Below are 23,863 nucleotides of genomic sequence, written 5' to 3'. Positions count from 1 at the left end.
TTGAGCGAATGAGTAAATAGCTTATGTTCGGCCACTCAATCACTCATTCGCTCAATTCACCAGTACTACCCGACTCTGAAGCCCTACCGGAGTCTCGACAGTAACAGTATAGCGTCCACTAGCCAGACCGCGCAGACTTAGGTTCCGGCTATATTTTCCCGAAGGCAAATTGGCTTCACGCATTGTCTGAACGCGTTGTCCAAGCAAATTGGTCAACGACACAGTAGCTGTGCCAGCCGTTGACTGGGTGAAATCGACAGTAATCGTTTCGGTAGTTGGGTTCGGGTAAATGCGTAATTCGATGTCGTTGGGTTCAGTAATACCTGTAACAACCGTTGTCGTTTCAGTAGTTGTGGATAGGGTTTTCAGAATCCAGTTGTTAGGGTCGATCACTACATTGGTGACTTTGCCTCGGGCAGGAAGCGTAAACGTCTGATCGGCCTGATCGTTGAAAACGGTGACGGTCGTATCACCCGCTGCCGACTGGACTTTCATCTGGATAGGCATCGTAAACGAACCAGGACTGGAGGCTGTGCCATTCGTTTGCGTAAGCCGAACCGTTGCCGTTGAACCTCCCGTAGTGATGGTCGCTTTATAAGCCGGATAGCCTGCCCCATAGATCCATTGGCTGAAAAAGTAATTTAGATTCTTCTCGGAAACCTGCTGGGCAATGGCCTGAAAATCTTCGGTTACTGCCGTTTTATAGGCGACTAGCGGACTCGCTGCATAAGTACGTAAAATGCGAAAGAACGTACTATCGCCAACCACTCCCCGAAGCATATGCAGGACCGTAGCCCCTTTGGCATAGCTGCGGTTTGCATTGAAAATATTGCTAAAATTGCTGATGTCCTGTACATAAATACTGCCTTGGGCAATACGAGCGCTGGTCATGAAATTGTTCATATATGACTGATAACCAGATTGCCCACTCGCCGATTCCGTATAAACTGCTTCTCCATATGAGGCAAAACCCTCGTTGAGCCAGATATTCTGCCAATCGCGACACGTAATTTTATCACCAAACCACTGGTGAGCCAGCTCATGCGCAATGGTAGTTGGGGTTAGCGCTCGAAGTTCCATCGAGCTAATAGTTTGGTGTTCCATACCTCCGTTGCCGTAGGCAAATTGCGCGTGCCCGTATTTCTCCCGAAGAAATGGATATTCACCAAAGCGGTTAGTAAAGAGTTGAATCATGCTGGGTGTGAGAGCAAGATTCGTCTGTACCTGAGCAAGGTTTTCAGGATAGATATAATGTGTAACCGGCATTGTCCCATTGCCATATGCGTAGGGTGTGTCGTACTGGGCATAATTCGACACCGCAATCGAGATCAGATATTGGGCAATCGGGTAGCTGTTTTTCCAGAGATAGGTTTTCGTTCCGTCCGTATTTGTGGTTGTACTGATCAACTTACCATTCGAAACAGATACCAGTTGGACAGGAGCCGTAATTCGTACGGACGATGAATCGGCCTTATCGGCAGGCGTATCGCGGCAGGGAAACCAGTCTGATGAGCCATAGGGCTCACTTAGACTCCAGATCACTGGATCGTTAGTTGATTCATGCTTTCCGAAAGAAAAACTATCGTTTGTGCCACTTTCCGGTACGCCATGATAAAACACCGTTACAGTGAAGACCTGCCCGTTGGAAATGGGTTGGTTAAGTGTGATCGTAAGCTTATTTTGAGCGTGCTGGAAGGTTAACTTTTGGGCACTTGCTTTAACCGAATCGACTTTTAGCCCAGTGCTTGCCGTCGTTGTCGAATTCAGGTCAAGAAAGAAGCTGGCTAAACCAGGTACGGTACTTTTAAACGTAACCGTAGTGGCTGCGGTCATGCTTGCGGGAGATGTAGTAAACCGTAGATCAAGGCCATAATACGTTACGTCGATCGAGGCATCGCCCGGATAGGCCATTCGCGCTTTCGGATTTGTAGCTAGTTGGCCAAAGTAATGTATTTTGCCTGCCCGGCAGAACTGTCCGCCGTCATTATCGATCTGGGCGTACGTAAGGAGTGGAAAGAGAAGCAGGAAGTACAAAATTTTCATAGAACAAAGGGCGTGTAAAGACTTACCATCTAAACGGATAATCAGTTGAAATCTGCTTGATTTCAGCCGCTTTTTATTCGTTGGTACGTCCGGTCAGTAGCTTCGGAGCTTGGCTTTGTGTTTCGGCCTTTGCTTTCAGGGCATCAAGTTCGCGCTGTTCAGCTTCGGGAAGTTGCAGGTGCCAGCCCATCGAACTGGCCAACTGGTAAATCATGTACTGGATCTGATTGTTGGCAATTTTGGGCAGATCGCTTTGCATAGCCCGTTCGTTCATGGCCTTCTTGGCCTCTTCCAGAATCTGTGTGTAGTCAGCACCACTGAAGTGATTCAAAATACCAGCCTGGATATCATAAAATTTATAGTCCGTATCGATCGAAAGCACTTCCGGTTCTGGAAACGATTCGATGACCAGTTTTTTTTCACCATTGACCGGAGCCCGAAACCGAACTTTCGCAAAATCGAAGCCGACCAGTACCTTTGATTTGGCGATAACCATTGCCTTTTTTGGATCATTGAGCAGGTACAAAATCTTTTTCTGATCCTGATAATTGTAAATCTCAGAAAAGTATCCTTCCGCCATCACAACTTTGAACACTTTCTCAATGCGTTCGAGTAACAGAACGGAGTCGCGCTGAACAGTAGTGAGGCCGGTTCGTTTTCGAAGGGTATTCGCCAGCGCTACACCTCCACCTGCTCCCAGCAGTACAAGTAAAACGGCAGTTAAGAAATCCATAGTAGGTTAAATGTACAGACTTTATGGTAAGATGCCAGTCGCTTAGCAGGAATTGATAATGGCCTACACTCAACACATTGCATAGCCTGGTATATAGACCTGTATAGTGGCAAAAGTAACGGATTTGTGGGGCCCGACCAGCTCTGATGATTCACTAAATCAATCGCCTTGCTCAATGGATAACTATCCTTGAACAAGGCGATTGAGATGATTCTTCCAGAAGCTATGCACTGCAACGAGGCAATAGCATTCCAGCTGTTGATGGCCCCGGCAGGCTTTTATGAGTTCTATTGGAATGGCTTACCGGAGGTTGTTTCCGTCCGTCTGATCAGTTGTAAAATAGCTGGCTGAAGAAGGCTCCTGCGTTATCTTTTTCGCAATCAACGCATTGTATTTACAGATCAATACCATTCGGTTGACTAATCTGGATACTTCGTTTCTGGGATTTTTTATATAGTACTTCAATTCATCTTTATAGAGCGACATCAACTGTGGCCAGCGCTGGCTGTAAAATTCGTTCAGGCCAAGCCATTCGCTACCGCTATGGACTACATATACAAAGGCATTCGTACTTTTCATCAGCTTACCATCCATGTCAAAATTGGCTGCGTTGCCAGGACTATGGGTGATCCGCAAGCTCCGGTATACCATGAGGGTTCCCGAGGCAATTTCTTCGAGAAACTGCGGTCGTCCATGCTGGAGTAGGTAACAGTCGTTGATTGCCACGAACTTGCGAAGGTTGTTGAGCTGGTTGTCGAAATACACGAAATTGCTTACCTGATCGATTGAGTATGCCTTCACTTTATCCTCCTGACGATACTGAACGATATCGGCTTTCCAATTGAAATTCAGATCACCCTGAAGCTCAACACCGTTGCGTAGAGTAAGCTTACCCGGATTCCAGTTGATGGCGTAAGCAGCCCAGGTGTTGCTGATTAAACCTATAAATAGCATGAATAGTAGCCCCTTTTTCATTCTCGTAGTTTATCTATTGAGTAAAATTTCTGCCTGATGAATCGATCAGTTAGTAGACCTGTATTCACCAGATAACCCTTAGCTATCAAAAGGAGTTATCGACAGAATTTAACCGGAAAAAGAGGCTCAAGTTTGAAAATAATTGAATTATTATGTTAAAAAATTGAATATATCTATGTGTAAAAGTTGTAGATTATGCTGTTTGGTTACGGATATTCCCATTAAAAAATGGCAAATCGTTCAAGTGAGAAATGATCCGTTTTATGGAATGACACTTTTGCCGAATTCTCTTTGCTGGCCCTTAGGCCCCAAAAAAATTAGTAAATGACCGACTCGCTACGCCAGATTTTGTAGCATCCAGGCATCATCAACGTGTATAGTGGAAAGTATGAGTATAAAAAAGCGAATGCCGGATGAGAGCCTATTTCTCTTATCCGGCATTCGCTTTAAAAAATTACCTAAATACTATTTGGCGTAAGCAACCGCCCGCATTTCCCGGATGACCGTCACCTTGATCTGACCGGGGTACTGCATTTCTTTTTCGATCTTCTGTGAGATTTCGTACGATAGGACACCAGCCCGTTCGTCGGAAACGTGATCTGCATCGACCATAATTCGGAGTTCGCGGCCTGCCTGAATGGCGTAGCATTTTGTTACACCGGGGAAATTACCTGCCAACTCTTCCAGTTCTTTCAGCCGTTTGATGTACGATTCCATCATTTCGCGTCGAGCACCGGGCCGTGAACCCGATACCGCATCGCAGACCTGAACAATGGGCGAAATCATGCTGGTCATCTCGATCTCGTCGTGGTGAGCGCCGATCGCATTGATCACTTCTGGGTTTTCCTTGTATTTTTTCGCCAGTTCCATACCCAGAATAGCGTGGGGAAGCTCAGCTTCTTCGGGCCATACCTTGCCAATATCATGAAGCAAACCTGCTCGTTTGGCTAGTTTGGCATTCAGCCCTAACTCTGCCGCCATAGTGGCACAGAGCTTGGCGACTTCCCGTGAGTGCTGGAGCAGGTTCTGACCATAACTTGACCGGAAACGCATCCGGCCCACCATTTTGATTAGCTCAGGATGCAGTCCATGAATGCCCAGATCAATAACGGTCCGTTCGCCGATTTCAACAATCTCATCCTCGATATTCTTGCGGGTTTTGGCAACAATTTCTTCGATTCGTGCCGGGTGAATGCGGCCATCCTGAACGAGCCGGTGAAGCGACAGGCGGGCTATTTCCCGGCGAACAGGGTCGAATCCAGAAATAATGATCGCTTCGGGGGTGTCGTCTACAATGATTTCAACACCCGTTGCGGCTTCCAGAGCCCGTATGTTGCGGCCTTCACGCCCAATTACTTTCCCTTTTACATCGTCGGACTCGATATTGAACACCGACACGCAGTTTTCGATAGCATGTTCGGTTGCGGTCCGCTGAATGGTTTCGATAACGACTTTTTTTGCCTCTTTGGTGGCGGTCAGTTTGGCTTCTTCAATGATGCTTTTGATGTAGGAAGAGGCCCGGCTTTCGGCTTCGGCTTTCTGGGTTTCGATCAGTTGGTCGCGAGCCTGATCAGCCGTGAGACCTGCAATTTTTTCAAGCTGAGCCACTTGGTCGGCCAGCATCCGGTCGGCTTCCTGCTGACGCCGTTCTACCTCTTCTTTCCGTTTGTTGAGGGCATCAACTTGTTGGGCGAGGCTATTTTTCTGCTGATTTATTTCGTTCCGCTGCTGATTTAATTCGTTTTCACGTGTCCGCTGCTGGTCGGCCTGTTGGGCTAGTTGCTGTTCGCGTTGCTTGAGCTTATTCTCGTTCTGAAGAAGTATATTCCGTTTTTGATTGGTCGTTTCTTCGAACTCCGCTTTCAGTTTAAGGTATTTCTCCTTTGCCTCCAGTATCCGATCTTTTTTTATGTTTTCGGCCTGTAATTCAGCGTTTTTTAAAATGGTAGCTGCCTGTTCTTCTGCTTCTTTTTCGTGTTTTGCACGAACGCTCGCCATCATCTGGCGGCCAATTAGTATGCCAATGCCACCCCCAACAAGGAGAGCAGCCAGAATCGTTAACCAAGTGTCCATTGGACTATATCGTTAGGGTTGAACAAAAAACCTTCAACCTGCTTCGATACGAGTGCCCTGAACGCGAACTCGAAAAATTATATCGGGTATGTAGCCCGTAGGTTATCTATGTCGAAACGACCGGCGTGACAACCTGGTCTAATTGAGTGATTTTGTCAAATACCATCTGTTGTAATCGCTGCATTTTACGTTCTCCTCTGAGCTTAGTTACTAAGCAGTCGAAGGCTATCATTGCCAGGGCTTCCTGTGTTTCCGCAAAGCCCTTGTCCCGGTATTGTTTCAGTTCATCCTGAATCAGCTTGGCGGCTTCGCGCACTACGGCTTCCGCTTCGGGCTCTACAAACAACTTGTAGTACCGATCCGCAATTTTTACGCGAATTGACAGTTCTTCCATCGCTGCAGTCGGCTCAGTTGGGCTATTCCTCGGAGCCAATTTAGGTTTATGACAAACTACTCAAATGAGCTATACACCGTTCCAATTCCTGGATATACTCGTCGAGTTGTTGTTTTAATTCAGCATTCGTACCTGTTCTTAACAGGTTGTCTTTTACAATTATACCACTATCTTTTGAAATAGCTGTATTATTTTCCGCCTTAGTTGATTTTTTTCGTAATTCCTTCACTTGGTCCTGCTCGGCTTTAAGGCTTTCCTGCAGGGCCTCTTTCTCCCGTTCTAATTGCTCAATCTGGTTTTTGGCATCGGCATACAGATTTGTAAGCAACTTGAGCTTGTGCTCAAATCGCTCCACCAATGCAATAATTTGATGCTCGCTAACCACAGTGTTGATAGAATTGTTGAACGATAGAATTGTTGAATGATTGAATAAAACAGTTGAAGCCGGCTTATTCAATCATTCAACAATTCCATCATTCAATCATTTACGAATGACAGCTCCCAGCTCTTTTTCGAAGGCAACCATGAGCCGCTGCATAGTTTTGTCAATAGCCGCGTCGGTAAGGGTTTGCGTCGAATCCTGTAGCATAAAATTGACCGAATACGCTTTCTTCCCTGCCCCCAGATTATCGCCTTCATATACATCGAAAACATTAATCGACTGTAGTAACTTCCGCTCCGTTTGCCGAGCCAGCCGACTGATTTGCTCAAACGTAACGCCCTTATCGATAACCAGTGACAGATCCCGACGGACTTCCGGGAAGCGGGATACTTCCTGATAACGCACCTTACCAGTTGCCAATTTTAACAACGCTTCCCAGTCAAAATCAGCATAAAATACAGGCTGCTTCAGGTCAATCAGCTTAGTTAGTTTTGGCTGAACCAATCCCAGACTAACAATTGGTTTTTTATTGACTATGTACGTCAAACCATATTGGAAAATGGCTGAGTCGGCGGGCTGCGTCTCAAACGATTTAATACGGAACAGATTGAGAATACGCTGGGTAGCCGTAGCCAAATCATGATAAACAACGGGCTGACCTTTTTGTAGCCAGCTTTCCGATGATTCATTACCTGTGATAGCCAGGCTTAACCGCATACGCTCCACATATTTAGTGCCGCCATCTTCGAGTTTTACTTTATAATACACTTTCCCGAACTCAAAGGTTTTCAGGTCTTTCTGCCGCCGGTTCAGGTTGTAAGCCAGCGTTTCCAGCGATGAAAACAGGAGCGTCTGGCGCATAACGGATAGTTCATCACTAAGCGGGTTCAGTAAGGTGACGTCGTCGTTGGGCAAAGCTGACCGGATGGCATCGTGATAAGCAGGCCGCGTAAGTGATAAGGTCAGAATCTCGTAAAATCCATTAGCCGCCATCAACTGACCCACTCGATTCTGCCAGCCGTCGGGATCTGTTTTCGGAAATTCTGATAGCGAATCAGCAGACAGGTTTACCGAGAGTGGAACATTATCCAGACCATAAATACGCAGAATCTCTTCGATTACATCTGCCTCACGCGTAACATCGACACGGTACGGAGGAACAATGGCGATAAAGCCTTCGTCCGTTCGTTCGTCTGCCTGAATGTCCAGCGCTTCCAGAATGCGGTGGATTTCGGTATGGGCAATTTGTATTCCGATTAGTCGATCAATGTTCCGATAGCGCACGGGTACCCGGAAAGGCTCTATTGGATTTGGATAAATATCCGTAATCGCCGAACTGATCGTACCACCTGCAATTTCCCGAATGAGCAAGGCTGCTCGTTTGAGGGCGAAGACGGGCATATTCGGGTCCGTCCCACGCTCAAATCGGAACGATGCATCGGTTTTAAGCCCGTGATATTGAGCGGTTTTCCGAACAGACGTGGCCGAGAAGTAGGCTGATTCCAGAAAGATGCTGGTGGTCTGCATCGAAACCCCCGAGTACTGTCCTCCAAATACACCGGCAATACACATGGGCTTTTCAGCATCACAGATCATCAGGTCCGTACTGCTGAGTTTTCGCTCAACGCCATCAAGGGTAACAAATGGGGTTCCTTCCGGCAAGGTCTTGACAATGACCTGGTTTCCGGCTATCCTGTCTGCGTCGAACGCGTGGAGCGGTTGCCCGAGGTCATGCAGAACGAAATTCGTAATGTCGACTACGTTGTTGATCGGTTTCTGGCCAATAGCAATCAGGCGCTGTTTAAGCCATTCCGGCGATTCGGCTACGGTGAGCCCACTAATAGTCAGGCCGGTATAGCGAGGGCAGGCAGCCGTATCGTCGACGCGCACATCCAGGGTCAGGTTCGTATTGTTGACCGCAAACGCATCCACTGAGGGTAAACGAAGGGGACGATTCAGTGCGGCTTTTAGGTCACGGGCTGTGCCATAGTGCGAAGCGGCATCAATCCGGTTAGGAGTCAGGCCGATTGCAATCTGATAATCGGCTTCCATGTTGAAGTACCGAGCCGCAGGTGTCCCATTGGGCAGGTCAGTATCCAGCACCATAATCCCTGCGTGCGATGTTCCCAGGCCAATTTCATCTTCGGCACAAATCATTCCTTCAGAAGCGGCACCACGAATTTTTGCTTTTTTGATCTGAAACGCTTCGCCCGAAGCAGGGTGTAACGTTGCCCCAACGAGGGCAACCACTACTTTCTGCCCGGCGGCCACATTAGGTGCTCCACAAACAATAGGTAACGGTTGTCCGGTACCTACATCCACGGTAGTAAGACTTAATTTATCGGCATCCGGGTGTTTAGTGCAGGTCAGTACTTCACCAACCACTACTCCTTCCAGTCCACCCGGTATGGCTTCAATTTTCTCAACTCCTTCAACTTCAAGCCCCGTTGCAGTCAGCATTTTGCCAACTTCTTCCGGTAATTCCGGTAATTCAATAAAATCTTGTAACCATTTATAGGAAATTTCCATACACAGGCGAAACAGGTAATTGTTACAAAGGTAAGGAGGAAAGCAGGAAAGCAGGAAGTTGAAGAAAGGAAAAAGGATGAAGAGGTAACGTATTGCCTTTCATCCTGTTGGTCTTTATGATTCCCTGATGCCTTTAATGATACGTTTCTCCAGCCTTTACAGGTACACTTAATGTATTTTCGGCTGGGGGTATCGGGCAGGAATAAGTAGGGTTATAAGCACAATACGGATTATAGGCATTGTTGAAATCGACTATAGCGCCGTTGCTGGTCAATTGAGCCGGGTCTAGTTCAAGGTAGCGCCCTCCACCATACGTCTCCTTACCTGATGTACCATCACGAAATAAAATAGAATAGGTATTCTCAAGTTTGACCACTAATAGGCGACAGGTTTCGCCATTCAATTTAAAAACCGCGTGGGCAAACTTGTCGTACACTTCTTCATTACCGTCGCTCATACGAACCACTAATTTTTGTGTTTTATCAGCAAACGGTTCAAGCCGTGCCACAACCCGATAGGAGGGATCAACTGGGAAATAGCTTAGGCCTCGAAAAGTGGTTTTGTCTTTAATAGGAGATTCACCGTCGGTGCGAAAAAACTCGTCTTTCTTTTTTCGGGCATCTGCCAGTTGCTGACGATAAGCTTCCGGGTTAACCGTTGCGTCAAGATCATTATTCGATGATGCGTTTCCGCCATCAAAAAATGAATAGTATAAAACCACAAGTGCGATTAGAAACAGCCCTCCCAGGAAAAATTTATTTTTTATCATATGCTAAGTAGTAGCTTCAAGCCAATTTGTTACTCGGAGGTTGTAAAAATAAAGAATGGTAATGTAGAACAGTCCATTGAAAACTTTTTGATCAATGACAAACAGCAGAATAATCTGATAATTAACTAACAAAAATTTATAATTTAATTAGTAATATCGCCTGACGATAGCTATTTCATTGCCTGAATCGTAGAGGTTGTTAAGTTTACAATGTCATTACAATCAGTATAGAGGTCTTTAATTGTTTTTTAATATCTTTATGCGCTAAAATTGTGATACTTCATCACGGTAGATAATTCTATTCCGTATATGGCTGAGCTTCACGAATTGAAAACATTTACGTCTGGAAACGGAAATCTTACCGTTTTTGAAGATATTATACCAGGAGCGATTCAGCGAGTTTTTTATATTTATGAAGCTGGCCAGGGGGCAAGGGCTGGTCATCGACATATTCGTGCCTGGAATGCGCTTATATGCCTGAATGGCAGCTGCCGGATTTATACTAACAATGGAGACGAAGAAACTACATTCCATCTGAAATCGCCCCGTCAGTGCCTGGTGCTAGCGCCAGAAGACTGGCATATCATGGATGAGTTCTCAAGCGACGCTATTTTGCTGGTCGTATCGAATGAAACCTACGACAAAGACGACTACATTTACGAACCTTACCCCAATAGTCGGCTGATCATGGCCGATTCCGAATGATTCCTTTTCTGGATCTTAAGCGTGTTAATGAGCCATACGAATTAGCTATACAGGCTGCTACTGACCGAGTCCTGAAATCTGGATGGTACATACTGGGTCGGGAGGTGGAAGCCTTTGAAGCAGCGTTTGCGGCCTATTGCCAAACAAAGTATTGTATTGGGGTCGCCAACGGGCTGGATGCGTTGACGCTCGTACTAAAAGCCTGGGAGTTTCCGGCGGGTAGCGAAGTCATTGTAGCGTCGAATGCCTATATAGCATCAGTGCTTAGTATTACGCTGGCTGGCTTAACTCCTGTACTGGTCGAACCAGACCCGCAAACCTACTTACTTGATCCCACTTGTATTGAGGCAGCAATAACCAAACGAACGAGGGCCATATTGCCGGTTCATTTGTATGGTCGGTGTTGCACTATGGAGCCTATCAGGAAGCTGGCAGAGCAATATGGCTTGACGATTCTTGAAGATGCAGCGCAGGCGCATGGGGCGTTGTATGGTCTAGAACGGGCTGGTAGTCTGGGCGATGCTGCCGGATGGAGCTTTTACCCGAGCAAAAACCTTGGGGCTATGGGTGATGCTGGAGCTATTACGACCAATGATGATGCATTGGCTCAGCGCTTGCGTGCCCTCCGAAACTATGGTTCAGCAAAAAAATACGTCAATGAGTATCAGGGACATAATAGTCGACTGGATGAGTTGCAGGCAGCTATCCTCTCCGCTAAACTCCCTGGTCTTGATACTGATAATGAGCGCAGACGGGCACTAGCTCGTCAGTACCTGAATGGTATTCAGCATCCTGAAGTAAGCTTACCGCCTACCGATCAGATTGATCAGGATGTCTGGCATTTGTTCGTGATTCGCCATCCACGACGTAATCAATTGCAGACGTACCTGCGTGGACGAGGCATTAGTACCGATGTTCATTATCCGATCCCACCCCATAAACAGCGGGCCTATGAGTCGTATGGTAACCTCTCGTTTCCAATTTCGGAACAACTACATCAGGAGGTGTTAAGTCTACCGCTCAATCCGTCCTTGACGGATGTAGAAGTTGCCTATATTATCGATTCGATTAACCAATTTAGTGAATGAGGAGGGAGTAAAATTGCGTAGTTACAGCCTACTCTTCTTCGCCCTCAGCATATCGCTTTTTCTTTTATGGAGCTTTCCGTCGTTATTCCGGTCTACAACAGCGAACGAACCATAGGGCCGTTGGTTGAGCGTTTACAGGACTGCCTGTTGGGGCAGGAGTTTGACGTTGTGCTCGTCAATGACGGTAGTCAGGATAATTCGGAAGCGGTCTGTCAGCAACTGGAGAATCGCTATCCGAACGTGACGTTTGTGTCGTTACGAACGAATTTTGGTGAATTCAATGCGGTTCTGTGCGGGCTTAATCATGCTTCTGGAAAATATGCCGTGATCATCGACGATGATTTTCAGAATCCGCCAGAAGCAATTCTCAGGCTCGTAACGACTGCTGAGCAGGGTGATTATGATGTGGTATACAGCCGCTATGCCCAAAAAGAACACCATTGGTTCAGAAACCTGGGCAGTTGGCTCGTCAACACGCTGACAACCTACTCCATTGGCAAGCCACGCGATTTATACCTGTCGAGCTTTAAACTGATTCGACGGGACGTGATCAACGAAATTATTCGGTACAAAGGGCCTTATCCATACATCGACGGACTTATTTTCCGGGTAACACGGAATGTCGCCAGTGTTGAAGTGCCGCATCATGCGCGAGCTGAGGGGCGCTCTAGTTATACGATTCGGAAACTTATCAGTTTATTTCTGAATGTGTTTATTGGGTACTCGCTCTGGCCAATTCGAATTTTTACGGTGTTTGGTGCAGGTTTGTTTGTTGTGAGTCTTTTCATCGGTTTGTTTTTCATAATAGGCTGGATCACGAAGTCCGTCACTATTCCTGGCTGGGGGATTATTGTGTGTGCAATCGGAATAGGATTAGGGGTACAAATGCTCTTTTTAGGTGTATTGGGTGAATACCTCGGTAAATTATTTATGGCTTACAGCGGGCTTCCAGCCTATGTTGAAAAAGAACGAAAGCGCGGACAACCAACAGAATAGACATCCGCGGGTTGCTTTAATTCATGCATCATCTCGCTTATTCACACGTTCTCTATGATTGGCCATTCGGAAGAATTTGAGAAGATGGCCCGACTGGAAGGGCAGTTATGGTGGTATCGTAGTCTGCATAAGCGGGTAGAAACGGCTCTTCGTCGGCAGTTTGGCGACCGTAAGACTATAAAAATCCTGGATGCAGGCTGCGGGACAGGTGGTATGCTCGCGTATCTTCGTAAGAAAGGCTATACCGATTTGTGGGGTATCGATGGGTCTGCGGATGCCATTGCGTTTTGCCAACAACACAATCTGCCAGTTACTTCACTTAACCTAAATGATCTGGCCCATTTTGAACCACACATTCAGTATGATGCCATTATCTGTAATGACGTATTTTGTTACTTTACCGATGCTGATCTATTGCCATTAATACAGGCACTTCAGCAGCGTTTGAAACCTGCGGGAATCCTGATGAGCAACAATAATGCTTTCAACGCTTTTGAAGGCCAGCATGATATTGCTGTGGGAGTAATTCGACGGTTTGTTTTGAGTGATTTCGCCAGAATGATGCCTGAGATGGGTATGCGGATTATCGACTCGACCTATTGGAGTTTCACGCTTTCCATCCCAATTTTGCTGATGCGGCAATGGCAGCGGTTGCAGTTGGTGATGGGCTGGCGTACGGTTGAAGAAGCTCAGTCGGATGTATACTTACCGGCGCCCTGGCTAAATGAAACACTGTATTGGATCACAGAAATGGAACAAAAGCTGTTTCAACGAACCCCGTTCGGAAGTTCGCTGTTCATAACAGTTGTTACCGATCCAATGGCTCGGTGATGGCTATTGACTATTGATTTTATGTTTACAGGTATTGTAGAAACAGCCGGTACTGTATCGGCCATTGAATCAGAAGGGACGAACTTGACGTTTCGGATAGAATCGAATATGGCCTCCGAATTGAAAATTGATCAGAGTGTCAGTCATAATGGAGTTTGCCTGACCGTCACTAGCGTGAGCGATGGCAGTTACACTGTTACGGCTGTCGATGAAACGCTGAGGAAAACAAACCTTGGTCAGTTGAAAGTGGGCGATCGGGTTAACCTGGAACGTTGTATGCCAGCTAATGGACGATTTGATGGGCATATTGTGCAGGGGCATGTTGACCAGACGGGGGTTTGTACCAACATACAGGATATGAACGGGAGCTGGCTGTTCGACTTTCAGTATGAACCCGACGAATCCGGTAATATTACGGTCGAAAAAGGGTCAATTTGTATCAATGGCGTTAGTTTAACCGTTTTCAATTCACAGCCCGATCAATTTCGGGTTACTATCATTCCGTACACATACGAACATACCACCTTCCGTGACCTTACTGTGGGCGATCGGGTTAATCTTGAGTTCGATATTGTTGGAAAGTATATCAAAAAAATGCTGGGAAACGCTTATTTTGTAGCTGGCGAAGTCGTAAAATGAGAATTACTGACTTTGTTGCCGTTTCCTGTACTTACTTTACTAAATCGACTTATACCTCCTGAATGATCAAGATCAGTACTCGTACCGTCTCTGACCTGCTGATTCAACTTGGCATCATTGTGTCACTACTGGTAGTTTTATTCCTGGGGTTTTTCTTTGTCTACCTGCCTTTCACAACCAATCACGGGCAAACGATCACAGTGCCTGATGTTACCAAGCTTAGCTTCGAAGAAATGCAGAACCTGCTCGAAGATCGGGGGCTTCGTTACGAAATAGATTCTGCGTATGTAGCTGGCTGGCAGCCTTTAACGGTTTTTCAGCAATATCCCAGGGCTAATGCTAAAGTAAAAGAAGGCCGAAAAATATACATAACGCTCATCAAGCGTATGGCACCTATGGTGTCCATGCCTAATCTGACAGATTTAACGCTTCGAAGTGCCGAGTTAAATCTGAAATCGCTTGGCCTTGAAAAAGGTGAAACAACTTATGTCCCTGATGTAGCGAAGAATTCAGTTCTTCGGCAACTCTATAATGGTAAAGAAATTGCGCCCGGAACTCCCGTACCAAAAGGAGCAACGATCGATCTTGAGGTGGGAGATGGCCTGGGAAGTACGATGTTTGAGGTGCCCAACGTTGTAGGGTTACCGCTCGACGAAGCCAAGCTGACAATTCAGGGGTCGAATCTGAAAGTCGGCACGATTATTTCTGTTGAAGACCCGGAGAAGGAAGTAGGAACAGTAGTTCGGCAACGACCCGAAGCCCGGTCTGGTGAACGCATTCGCGTTGGAGAAGCAATGGATTTGTGGGTCGTGGGTCCAATTGAGCCGGATCAATAAACGCTTTCCGGCACGAATGCCACATGAGAATTTCGTTACGTAGTCTGCTATACACATCTATTTCCCGTCAATTGTTGTGCGGCCTGGTGCTGGCTGTCATACATTTTTTAGGCCAGGAGGCCCGGGCTCAGACGGCCTTACAACTTCCATTTTTTGATGATTTTGCCTCTGCGTCTGCACGTTCAGGCTCAACTCAGCCTAATCCGGCGCGTTGGGTGGCAGGTAGCGGGGTTTACATCAACAACACGATGGCTATTGGTCATCCAACCATCAATGTGGCCACCTTCGATGGTTTACAAGCTAACGGCCGTCCTTATGTGCGGAATGCTGCGCTTGAACAAGGGTATACCGATACGCTGGAATCAAAACCAATTAATCTGGCGGGTCTAACAACCAGTAGTGGTGTCTTTCTGAGCTTTTACTGGCAGGCAAAAGGATTGGGTGAACTGCCTGATCCGGGTGCTCTTCAAATTCAGAGACCGGATACATCAACTACCAGGCGCTCTCCCTACGACAAGCCATATGTCGATGCCAGTGGTGTTTCGCGGTGGATTCACATCGACACACTCGTAGTTCAAACGGCCGATTCGCTGACGTTACAGTTTAAGGATGCGGCCGGTGTCTGGAAAACAATATGGGCAAAGGCCGGTGGGCAGGCCGATACCGTATTTAGTCAGTCATTTGTTCAGGTTCCGGCCAATTATCTACATGGTTCTTTTGCATTCCGTTTTCGAACCTATGGTCGTCGTTCTGGACCGTTCGATACCTGGAATATCGATTACGTCTATTTGAATAAAGGGCGCAATGCGAACGATAAGGAAATGATCGATATTGCGACACAACAGGCGCTGACGCCCTTATTAAAGCGGTATACAGCCATGCCCATGTCACAGTTTAAAGTGAAAGGACAGGCTGAGCTTGCCGATACAGTAAGTACGGTAATTAATAACCTGATCAATAACCCGACACCGACACCGCATCGGTTTATTGTGCGGGATGAACTAACGGGTAGCCTATTGCAGAATAGCATTACTGCACCAACGTTTGTCAATGGTTTTCAGCGTCGAACCGTAAAGCCAGCTATAACGATTGATGTGACGCAGCCGAAGGCCTCATTGCGCTATGAAATCGATCTGGAAACAGCCGATGCCCAAAACCCAATTTTCAGCGCCAGTCCCAAAACACTACTTAGTAACGATACTATTTCAGCAGTAGCTGTGCTCGATAATTACTATGCTTACGACGATGGAGCCTGGGAATATGCCTACCAAATCCGGCAGCGCGAGCAGGTAGCGGTTCGGTTTGCCCTGAACAAGCCCGATACGGTTGGGGCTGTCAGAGTCTGTCTTGTGCCTTTTACAACCGATCAGACAGGACAGTCGTTTGTCATCTCTATTTACGGTAATAATAAAGGGAAGCCTGGTAATGCTTTGTATCAGCAATCATTTACGATGCAGTATCCGTCAACCCGGAATGGGTTTGTCGATTATAAGTTTACGAAAAACGTCATCGTTCAGGATACGTTCTATGTAGGTTATCAGCAGATTGCCAGTGCCGATACAAGCTTGTTGCGGATAGGTTTTGACAAGAATAGCCCGTTTGGGGAAAATATTTTCTATAATGGAGGGGCCAACTGGGAGCAAAATCTTCGCAAAGACAATGCAGGGAAACCACTTGGCGCTTTCCAGATAAACGGCGCTTTTATGCTTCGGCCCGTAATGGATAAAAAAGGAGTATTGACTCCGACTACAGAGCCCGAACCATTAAGCCTGCTTCAGGTATATCCCAATCCAACTGCTGGTCTGATCCGATGGGACAACACAAAATTGACTCGGCTGGAGGTAATGAATACGGGTGGGCAATCCCTATTGTCTGTCGAACCAAGTCGGGGGCAACAAACGTTAGACCTTAGTCACCTCCCCGATGGCCTTTACTTGATTCGTCTCTTTGCCGACCAGCGGACAGTGGTACAAAAATTAATCATTCAACATTAACCCAAGTCATTAATCGATTGCCATCCGTTAAGGATAAGTAGTGGTGCCGATTGATTACTGACTGCTGACCATCGACTATTATGGATATTTCCGTACAGGAATTGAAAGAACGGCTTGAGAAAGGAGAAACACTCCATGTGATTGATGTGCGTGAACCACATGAGTATGAAGCCGATAATATTGGTGCCCGACTCATTCCACTTGGCGATCTGCCCTACAATCTGGACGAGATTGAAGACTTGCAAGATGAAGAGGTAATTGTTCTCTGCCGTTCGGGGAAACGTAGTGGAATGGCTCAGCAAATTCTGGAGCAAAATGGGTTCAATAATGTCCGGAATGTAATTGGTGGTATGCTGGCTTATCGGGCACAGTAAATGCTATATGATGTGAGATGTATACCTCAATATAGCATACATCTCACATCATACAGCTTAGTATTTTTTCCTCATCGTCGGGAGCTACCCAGGTATAGTTCCCTTGATTACGAAACCAGGTTAACTGGCGTTTGGCGTAACGCCGGGAATTACGTTTCAGCAGACGCACCATTTCATCATAATCATACGTACCATCGAGGTAAGGAAAAATTTCCTGATACCCTACCGTTTGTAAGGCAGGCAGATCACGATAGGGGGCAAGGGATTGAACTTCATCAATTAGTCCGGCGGCCAGCATGGCGTCCATGCGAGCATCGATACGAGCATATAACTCGTCGCGTGGCCGGTCAAGAGCAATCATAATCGGGTGAAATGGTCGTTTGGTCGTCTGCCGACGACGAAATGACGAATACGGTTGCCCCGTCGATAAGCAGACTTCGAGTGCTCTCGTCACCCGGATTGGATTTTGTAAATCGGCCGTTTCGGCATAAACCGGATCTAGCAGCCGTAACTCCTCCTGGAGCAGAGATAACCCTTCGTTTTGGAAACGGCTTAACAGATGCTCGCGGAGTAGCGGGTCGACAGTAGGCATATCATCGAGTCCAAAACAGACCGCGTTGATATACAAGCCAGTACCTCCTGATAAAATAACTACATCTTTTTGCTGAAATAAGTCGGCCAATACAGCCAGGCACTCCCGTTCATACCGCCCAGCGTTTACAGCATCGGTAATAGAATGTGAGTTGATAAAATGATGCCGAACGCCCTCCATTTCGTCGGGTGTGGGTTTCGCAGTACCAATGGTCAATTCGCGGTATAACTGGCGGGAGTCGGCCGATACGACATCTGTTTGCAATGATTTCGCTAATCGAACGCACAGAGCCGTTTTCCCGACGGCTGTTGGACCAGCTATAACAAGCAATGTTTTCACAAAATCATTCGTTTGGTTGACCCTGTCACGAAGGGAGTATGCAAGATTGGCTTCATTAACAGCAAAGCCTACATGCTGCTGCAAAGTAAAGCGCTATTTGGCTTTTCTGAGCATCGAAAGGGTTATGCTTAACGGGTCAACATGGTTGATTATTTACTGACTGGTTGGGGTAAAAACCAACGTAAGCCGTAGCCTGTTAATTATTTCTTGTAAAATGGAATTATGGACATACATTTTATAGTTTGATTCTCATAGGACCATATGCTAGCAATTTTTGGATTGATTTGCCTGTTGAAAAACAAACAGTTACTGTGTCTGATTTAAGGTCAAATAATCGGGCATAATGTAGTTTGTGATGCAGATTAAATTAAAATATCTATATTTGCTCATGATGTTACAAGTGCCTTTTAATCAGTAAGTTAACTTACCAAAAGGTTAGTATTAAGATTCCTCATGAACGAACCAATAAACGCTCCCAAGCCCCATCTTTTTAACCATCCAGCCCTGAAGAAAACATTAGATATTATTTGTGGAAAGTGGCGGTTATACATTATTTATCAAATCGGTACTGAAGCCCGGCGATATGGTGAACTTAGGCGTATGATCCCTGAAGTGAGCGAAAAAGTATTAATACAGGAACTTAAAGCACTGGTCGAACTGGGTGTTATAGAAAAGAAGTCGTATAACGAAGTACCGCCACGTGTTGAGTATAGTCTTACCGCAACAACCTTGCATATATTTCCCCACTTGCTCGAGTTAACTGCTATTGGTGAAGCGTTTCTACAGCCCTGACCAGCGAATTCAACTATTTTTGGATTCGTGTCGTTATGAGTTGACAACGTGAGCGGATTCAATGAGTATACAAGTGGGTTGTCTGTTTCTGGGTCTATTGGGGCTTATCCAACTGGGGCAAGGCGGGCTACAGCACGTTGGTACGAAATGGGTTTCGGCTGATGCGATGACTTATCTGGCCGATCCGTTGGTGGTAGCCCCTCAATACAGCAAACAACTTCGGTTTAATATCTATACCTTCTCGGTGACTTCTTCCGATACCGGGAGGGTACGGCAGGCAACGATTAAAGCGTACCGGGGTGAGTTATTGCTTACCAATTTTCAGGTTCGAATTGATGGGGCAGTCGTTGGGGCCGAAGTGGCTGACTTGGATGGTAACCGTTTTCCGGAGTTATACGTGTATAGCACCAGCGATGGCAGTGGCTCATTTGGCCGGGTATACGCCTGGCAGTTTTTGCCCGAACGCAAAGCGGATATTGCGATACCTAACTGGCAACTAAGTAAGACCCCTGGCTATATGGGACACGATAGCCTTTGGGTAGAGCGAGATATTTTGTGCCGAAAGTACCCGATCTATCAGGATGGTGACGCTAATGCTGAACCCTCGGGAGGGTATCGTATGATGCAGTATCATCTTCAGCCTGCCGGGCCAAATTATGCGCTTGTTCCTGAATAAGTTATACGCATCAGTCGATACATGGTTTAACCGCTGACTATCGACTGATGCATATCTGAATTAAAATACTTTGAAGCCAAGCGAAACAGTGGCTATTCCCAGAAACCCCTTGATGCCCGAGTCTTTATAAACACCACCTACGGGTGCTGCATAACGGACATCAACATCCAGAAATGGCAGTGGAGTATAACCTACTCCCAGTTCCAGCGCATACGTGAAATCTTTTACCTCCAGATTCTGCGCTTCGTATTTATTGAGTAGGTTGGTACTACCTGTAGTAGGCGGAATATCAGTTTGTGGAAAATTGATGTTCGAATTGGCGTTGATGGCCCCACTAGTGGTTCGATTCGCCTGCGCTTTCTGAACGAAAATAAAGTTTGGCCCGGCATACCCGCGAAGCTTTCCATTCATCCAGCGTTTCCCGATCAGAATGGGTACATCTACCGCTTCCAGAATTGATTCAGAGACAACATTTAACGATGCATTTAGTAAGCCCGGTTGCACACTAACGGGTAGTGCATTGGCCAGTGCAGCATTGGCATTTACATCGACCGTAATGGCTGCTTTTTGTTTCAGTACAAATCGGTTGTAGGTTACTTCGGCCTGAATGAAAAATTTCTCAAAATTTTTACGAACCCACAAACCGCCTGAATAACCGTATCCGATTCCATTATTTTTATTTTCCAGATCCGGTATTTTAACACTGCCTACCGTTTGGCCGGGGACAGTCGTAAAACCATGTGTAAAAGTACCTCCTCCTTTGATGCCGAGTTCGATACTACGACCCGACGTTTGTGCCATTACTGCCGATGTTGTCAGGCTAAGTAATAGAACGAATGAAAACTGGTATAATCTCATAAATTTATTGTTGCAGCAACACCCGACGGTAGTTGGCTGGATTGACCTGAGGAATCGTTGAACTATATTTTGCATTTATGCCCTTTATGATCTCGTTGGCCACCATAGCATAGCCAGCAGGGGTCAGGTGAATACCATCGAGACTAAAAACACCCCCCTGAATATAGGTTGATGAATAGGTGATGCCGTTCAGGTTATAACCACCAGTTTGTGCCAGTTGCTGAAAGATGGGGTTCACATCAACATACACCAATCCTTTAGCATCGGCCTGTGTTTTCATAATGGTATTGAATTCGTTGATGCGGGTGTTCAGGGTAGTTACCTCGCTGGCATCCAGCACATACTGATCGGGCACCGGATTAGAGGCACTAAGTCCAACGCCTTTGGCAATGAAACTAGTTAGTACTGAGGCAATAGAAAGTAGAAAATAATCGCCCGATCCGGACATCCGTACCCCACCCGGTGCCGATTTCGAGCTGATCGCCAGCCCTGATAAGCCCTGTACTTTCAATAACGCGTTAATCTGATCGGTGGCGGTTGTAAAATACGGGGTTATCATGATATTGGGAATACCAATTACAACACCTTTTCGCCCGCCTTCGGTCAGTTTGTTCATGATGGCGGTGAAGTTTGTGGTGAAGAGCGTCGTGGAGGTCAGGTTATCGGCACTTACTCCACCCCCCAACGCATACCCTAACGCATCGTTGTTACCCAGCCAGCAGGTGAAAAATGTAGCTCCGTTCAAGTTATCACTGGCATACTGAAAATAGGTTGTCGAGCTTTGGTCGGGCAACAGGCGTTCAAAGTACGGGTTACCAATGGAGGAGCCGTAACCCGGTGACAGTATATCGGCCGTCCGAATACCAGTGACACCCAGATTTTGGTTGGCTCCCGTAAATTTGGTGTAAAGTGGTCCGCCACTTCCAGGGCTTGTTCCCCGAATAGCTGCCGGAGCCACCTGGCCCAGCGAACTGGCCAGCGAGGTCGGGTCTGAAGGGTTTGGTACTTTAATCAGCTTGAGATAGCCCGACCCGGCGGCCTGCGCTTCTGAGAACAAAGGTTGAATAAAATCGCCACCGCCAACCGTTTTGAATTGACCTGCCAATATATTCGGATACGAATTGAGCTGACTGTCGCGGTAAAGTCCATTGTCGGCGTAGCCAGAGGTCAATGAATTACCTACGGCTACATACTTCGTAAAATCAGCCGAACCTTTCGTCGGAGCAGCGCCTGTGCCCGACCCGTTCGGATCAATGTCATTATTCGTACAGGCATTTACACTAACCAGTACGGTTACTATAAGAGCCCATCGAAATCGGTTAGCAGCATGCATTCGGGTGTATAGTTTATTTGAATAATAAGAAATTGTAAAAAAAGAACGCAAAAGTAACGGCTTTCTGTTACCAGTCGACTCATTCTGCGTCAAATGACAATGATGAACCGGAAGGTAGTAAACAAACCATCATCCACAACTGTTGTTTGTCTGAGATGGGTTCGCGTACTTGCCAACCGTTACTGCATGTTTCATTTTAAATCATTCTAAACCAATGGGTCTTTTATCGTTTTTCAAAGGAGTAGGCGAAAAAATTTTTCACAAGGAAGAAGCTGCCCCCGATCCAGTTCAGGCAGAGAAAGTAGAACCTGTTCGGGCACAGGCATTACTCGACCATGTGAAGCAACTTGGACTTGCGTACAATAGCCTGACCGTAAAAACCAAAGGAGATACAGTTACCATAACAGGCTCAGTCAAAACGCAGGAAGATGCTGAGAAAATTGCATTGGCTGTGGGTAACGTTGAGGGGGTATCGGCTGTTGATAACCAACTGACGGTAGACACACCAGCTCCTGAAGGAAAATACTATACCGTAAAATCGGGCGACTCCCTGTCGAAAATCGCGAAGGAAGTATATGGCGACCCAATGAAGTACGGCATTATTTTCGAAGCCAATAAGCCTATGTTGAGCGATCCCGACAAGATCTATCCTGATCAGGTTCTGCGGATTCCACAACTGTAAAATAGCGTTTCAACATTTGTCATGGTAAAGGGCCGAAGGAATATCCTGTTGATCAACAGGATATTCCTTCGGCCCTTTACCATGACAAATACATTACAGAAATAACATTTCGGCATATGAGTGGTTCTATTGGTCTCAACGTACTAAAAACTCATGGCCGTTCATTTAATTTCATACCTGAAAGAACAGTTTACGCCAGCTGTAATTGACCAGCTTGGCCTTGAACTAAACGAATCGTCGGCTACAATCCAGAAAGTTATCGATGGAGCCCTGCCAACACTATTGGGCGGTCTCACTCGTCGTATTCAGGCTACGGGTGGAGCTACAGCCCTTATTCACTTTTTAGATAATAACGATTACCGAAATACACCACTAGATCTGAGCCAGGTGATTGGTAATCAGTTGGCAACTGCCGAGGCTACTGCATCCGGGCGTGATTTTCTAAATCATATTTTTGGCGATAATCTGACCAACGTTACTGAGCTGATTAGCTTGTATGGCGGAGCTAAACCGCAGTCTGCATTCGAAGTGCTGGCGCAGATCAGTACAATTCTGATGGGTATTTTGGGTCGCCAAGAGCAGGAAAAAGGGTTGACGGCCGAAAACCTGAAAACACTATTACTGGGTCAGGCCACGGAGTTTCGTCAGATGTTGCCCAAAGGTCTGGAAGAGGTTGGAAGGCTGATGGGATTTGATGAGCTTGTAACCCCCGCAGGGCCGCAGACTGAGGTGCAGGGTACAGATAATCTGAGTAATAACGTCATTAATCCAAATATTCCGAAAAGCCCTGAAGGAGAACGTCGTCACGAAAACGTGCGCTGGTTACGATGGGCTATGGTTGCGATTGCTGTGCTGGTATTGGCGCTGTTGATTCAGAAATGTAGCCAGAATCAGAACGGCACAGACGGGGTTAGCACGGACTCGACCCGGACCGTAGAGTCGAATGCCGTTGAAGATACATCGGCCGCTACCAAACAGAGTATTGAGGAAGCCAATGGGCAAACGACCGACTCAACGGCATCTGGCCCATTAGGCACGCGTGACTCTTCTGGCTCAAATCGCTAATCATCTAGTGTAATGAGCGGCCGGCCAATTTTCAATCAGGTAATTGATAATTAGGAACACAACTTTTTCTCAACGTTGAAGTATGATCTATCAAATTAGTAATCGAATGCGGATCTGGGTATGGGCATTCTTACTGATTGGCTAAAGTTTAGTAGGCTGGAGTTG

At 46.5% G+C, this 23,863-nt stretch carries 23 protein-coding genes; 12 read left to right on the top strand and 11 right to left on the bottom strand.

The genetic code is table 11. The features are described from left to right. Positions 1-51: 51 nt before the first annotated feature. The 8 genes from BGO59_RS02550 to BGO59_RS02515 form a co-directional block, all read right to left on the bottom strand. Positions 52-2,043 (bottom strand): M1 family aminopeptidase, encoded by a 1,992-nt coding sequence (locus BGO59_RS02550; RefSeq protein WP_293679941.1) that lies wholly within the window; start codon positions 2,041-2,043, stop codon positions 52-54. Positions 2,044-2,116: 73 nt separating this feature from the next. Then, the gene (locus BGO59_RS02545; protein WP_293679939.1) at positions 2,117-2,776 is read right to left on the bottom strand and encodes a DUF4230 domain-containing protein; all 660 of its coding nucleotides are present in this window, start codon (positions 2,774-2,776) and stop codon (positions 2,117-2,119) included. Between the two features lie 300 nt (positions 2,777-3,076). After that, positions 3,077-3,751, bottom strand: a complete 675-nt coding sequence (locus BGO59_RS02540; RefSeq protein ID WP_293679936.1) for a hypothetical protein — start codon at positions 3,749-3,751, stop codon at positions 3,077-3,079. Between the two features lie 465 nt (positions 3,752-4,216). Further along, positions 4,217-5,824 (bottom strand): ribonuclease Y, encoded by a 1,608-nt coding sequence (rny, locus tag BGO59_RS02535; protein WP_293679934.1) that lies wholly within the window; start codon positions 5,822-5,824, stop codon positions 4,217-4,219. A gap of 106 nt (positions 5,825-5,930) precedes the next feature. Further along, complete coding sequence (locus BGO59_RS02530) at positions 5,931-6,218, bottom strand: cell division protein ZapA (RefSeq protein ID WP_293679931.1); 288 nt, start codon at positions 6,216-6,218, stop codon at positions 5,931-5,933. Between the two features lie 46 nt (positions 6,219-6,264). Further along, on the bottom strand, positions 6,265-6,603 hold the full coding sequence (locus tag BGO59_RS02525) for a hypothetical protein (RefSeq protein WP_293679929.1): 339 nt from the start codon (positions 6,601-6,603) through the stop codon (positions 6,265-6,267). 96 nt (positions 6,604-6,699) lie between these two features. Beyond that, positions 6,700-9,129 carry a phenylalanine--tRNA ligase subunit beta gene (gene pheT / locus BGO59_RS02520; protein ID WP_293679926.1) on the bottom strand — a complete coding sequence of 810 codons (2,430 nt, stop codon included), beginning with the start codon at positions 9,127-9,129 and terminating at the stop codon, positions 6,700-6,702. Positions 9,130-9,262: 133 nt separating this feature from the next. Beyond that, a complete protein-coding gene (locus BGO59_RS02515; RefSeq protein ID WP_293679923.1) occupies positions 9,263-9,898 on the bottom strand; it encodes a DUF1684 domain-containing protein in 636 nt (211 codons plus the stop codon). Positions 9,899-10,207: 309 nt separating this feature from the next. Between BGO59_RS02515 and BGO59_RS02510 the strand changes: the two genes are divergently transcribed. The 8 genes from BGO59_RS02510 to BGO59_RS02475 all read left to right on the top strand — a co-directional run bounded on the left by BGO59_RS02510 (position 10,208) and on the right by BGO59_RS02475 (position 17,361). Next, complete coding sequence (locus BGO59_RS02510; RefSeq protein WP_293679920.1) at positions 10,208-10,603, top strand: FdtA/QdtA family cupin domain-containing protein; 396 nt, start codon at positions 10,208-10,210, stop codon at positions 10,601-10,603. After that, positions 10,600-11,691: a DegT/DnrJ/EryC1/StrS aminotransferase family protein gene (locus BGO59_RS02505; RefSeq protein WP_293679917.1), complete on the top strand. Its 1,092-nt coding sequence runs from the start codon at positions 10,600-10,602 to the stop codon at positions 11,689-11,691. Before BGO59_RS02510 ends, BGO59_RS02505 begins: the two co-directional genes overlap by 4 nt. 66 nt (positions 11,692-11,757) lie before the next feature. Beyond that, positions 11,758-12,687: a glycosyltransferase gene (locus BGO59_RS02500; RefSeq protein WP_293679914.1), complete on the top strand. Its 930-nt coding sequence runs from the start codon at positions 11,758-11,760 to the stop codon at positions 12,685-12,687. Positions 12,688-12,741: 54 nt separating this feature from the next. Further along, complete coding sequence (locus BGO59_RS02495) at positions 12,742-13,518, top strand: class I SAM-dependent methyltransferase (protein WP_293679911.1); 777 nt, start codon at positions 12,742-12,744, stop codon at positions 13,516-13,518. Positions 13,519-13,539: 21 nt separating this feature from the next. After that, positions 13,540-14,157: a riboflavin synthase gene (locus BGO59_RS02490; protein WP_293679908.1), complete on the top strand. Its 618-nt coding sequence runs from the start codon at positions 13,540-13,542 to the stop codon at positions 14,155-14,157. A gap of 62 nt (positions 14,158-14,219) precedes the next feature. Then, entirely contained in the window at positions 14,220-14,993 is a 774-nt protein-coding gene (locus BGO59_RS02485) for a PASTA domain-containing protein (RefSeq protein ID WP_293679905.1), read from the top strand. 23 nt (positions 14,994-15,016) lie between these two features. Next, on the top strand, positions 15,017-16,987 hold the full coding sequence (locus BGO59_RS02480; RefSeq protein WP_293679903.1) for a T9SS type A sorting domain-containing protein: 1,971 nt from the start codon (positions 15,017-15,019) through the stop codon (positions 16,985-16,987). 80 nt (positions 16,988-17,067) lie between these two features. Continuing rightward, positions 17,068-17,361 carry a rhodanese-like domain-containing protein gene (locus BGO59_RS02475; RefSeq protein ID WP_293679900.1) on the top strand — a complete coding sequence of 98 codons (294 nt, stop codon included), beginning with the start codon at positions 17,068-17,070 and terminating at the stop codon, positions 17,359-17,361. Positions 17,362-17,404: 43 nt separating this feature from the next. Here the strand turns inward: BGO59_RS02475 and miaA are convergent, their stop codons facing one another. Beyond that, a complete protein-coding gene (gene miaA / locus BGO59_RS02470; RefSeq protein ID WP_293679897.1) occupies positions 17,405-18,292 on the bottom strand; it encodes a tRNA (adenosine(37)-N6)-dimethylallyltransferase MiaA in 888 nt (295 codons plus the stop codon). A gap of 453 nt (positions 18,293-18,745) precedes the next feature. Between miaA and BGO59_RS02465 the strand changes: the two genes are divergently transcribed. Next, a complete protein-coding gene (locus BGO59_RS02465; protein WP_293679895.1) occupies positions 18,746-19,084 on the top strand; it encodes a helix-turn-helix domain-containing protein in 339 nt (112 codons plus the stop codon). Positions 19,085-19,145: 61 nt separating this feature from the next. Then, entirely contained in the window at positions 19,146-19,760 is a 615-nt protein-coding gene (locus tag BGO59_RS02460) for a PliI family lysozyme inhibitor of I-type lysozyme (protein WP_293679892.1), read from the top strand. Between the two features lie 60 nt (positions 19,761-19,820). On the opposite strand, the gene BGO59_RS02455 is transcribed toward BGO59_RS02460, so the two are convergent. Together BGO59_RS02455 and BGO59_RS02450 are read right to left on the bottom strand one after the other, a co-directional pair. Further along, positions 19,821-20,618: an outer membrane beta-barrel protein gene (locus tag BGO59_RS02455; RefSeq protein WP_293679890.1), complete on the bottom strand. Its 798-nt coding sequence runs from the start codon at positions 20,616-20,618 to the stop codon at positions 19,821-19,823. A gap of 4 nt (positions 20,619-20,622) precedes the next feature. Continuing rightward, positions 20,623-21,951 (bottom strand): SGNH/GDSL hydrolase family protein, encoded by a 1,329-nt coding sequence (locus tag BGO59_RS02450; protein WP_293679887.1) that lies wholly within the window; start codon positions 21,949-21,951, stop codon positions 20,623-20,625. 214 nt (positions 21,952-22,165) lie between these two features. Between BGO59_RS02450 and lysM the strand changes: the two genes are divergently transcribed. Together lysM and BGO59_RS02440 are read left to right on the top strand one after the other, a co-directional pair. Next, complete coding sequence (gene lysM, locus BGO59_RS02445; RefSeq protein ID WP_293679884.1) at positions 22,166-22,633, top strand: peptidoglycan-binding protein LysM; 468 nt, start codon at positions 22,166-22,168, stop codon at positions 22,631-22,633. 153 nt (positions 22,634-22,786) lie between these two features. Further along, positions 22,787-23,698 (top strand): DUF937 domain-containing protein, encoded by a 912-nt coding sequence (locus BGO59_RS02440; protein ID WP_293679881.1) that lies wholly within the window; start codon positions 22,787-22,789, stop codon positions 23,696-23,698. Positions 23,699-23,863: the final 165 nt, after the last annotated feature.

This window comes from Spirosoma sp. 48-14, assembly GCF_001898575.1.
Classification (GTDB): domain Bacteria; phylum Bacteroidota; class Bacteroidia; order Cytophagales; family Spirosomataceae; genus Spirosoma.
This window is presented reverse-complemented; position numbering and strand designations above follow the sequence as displayed.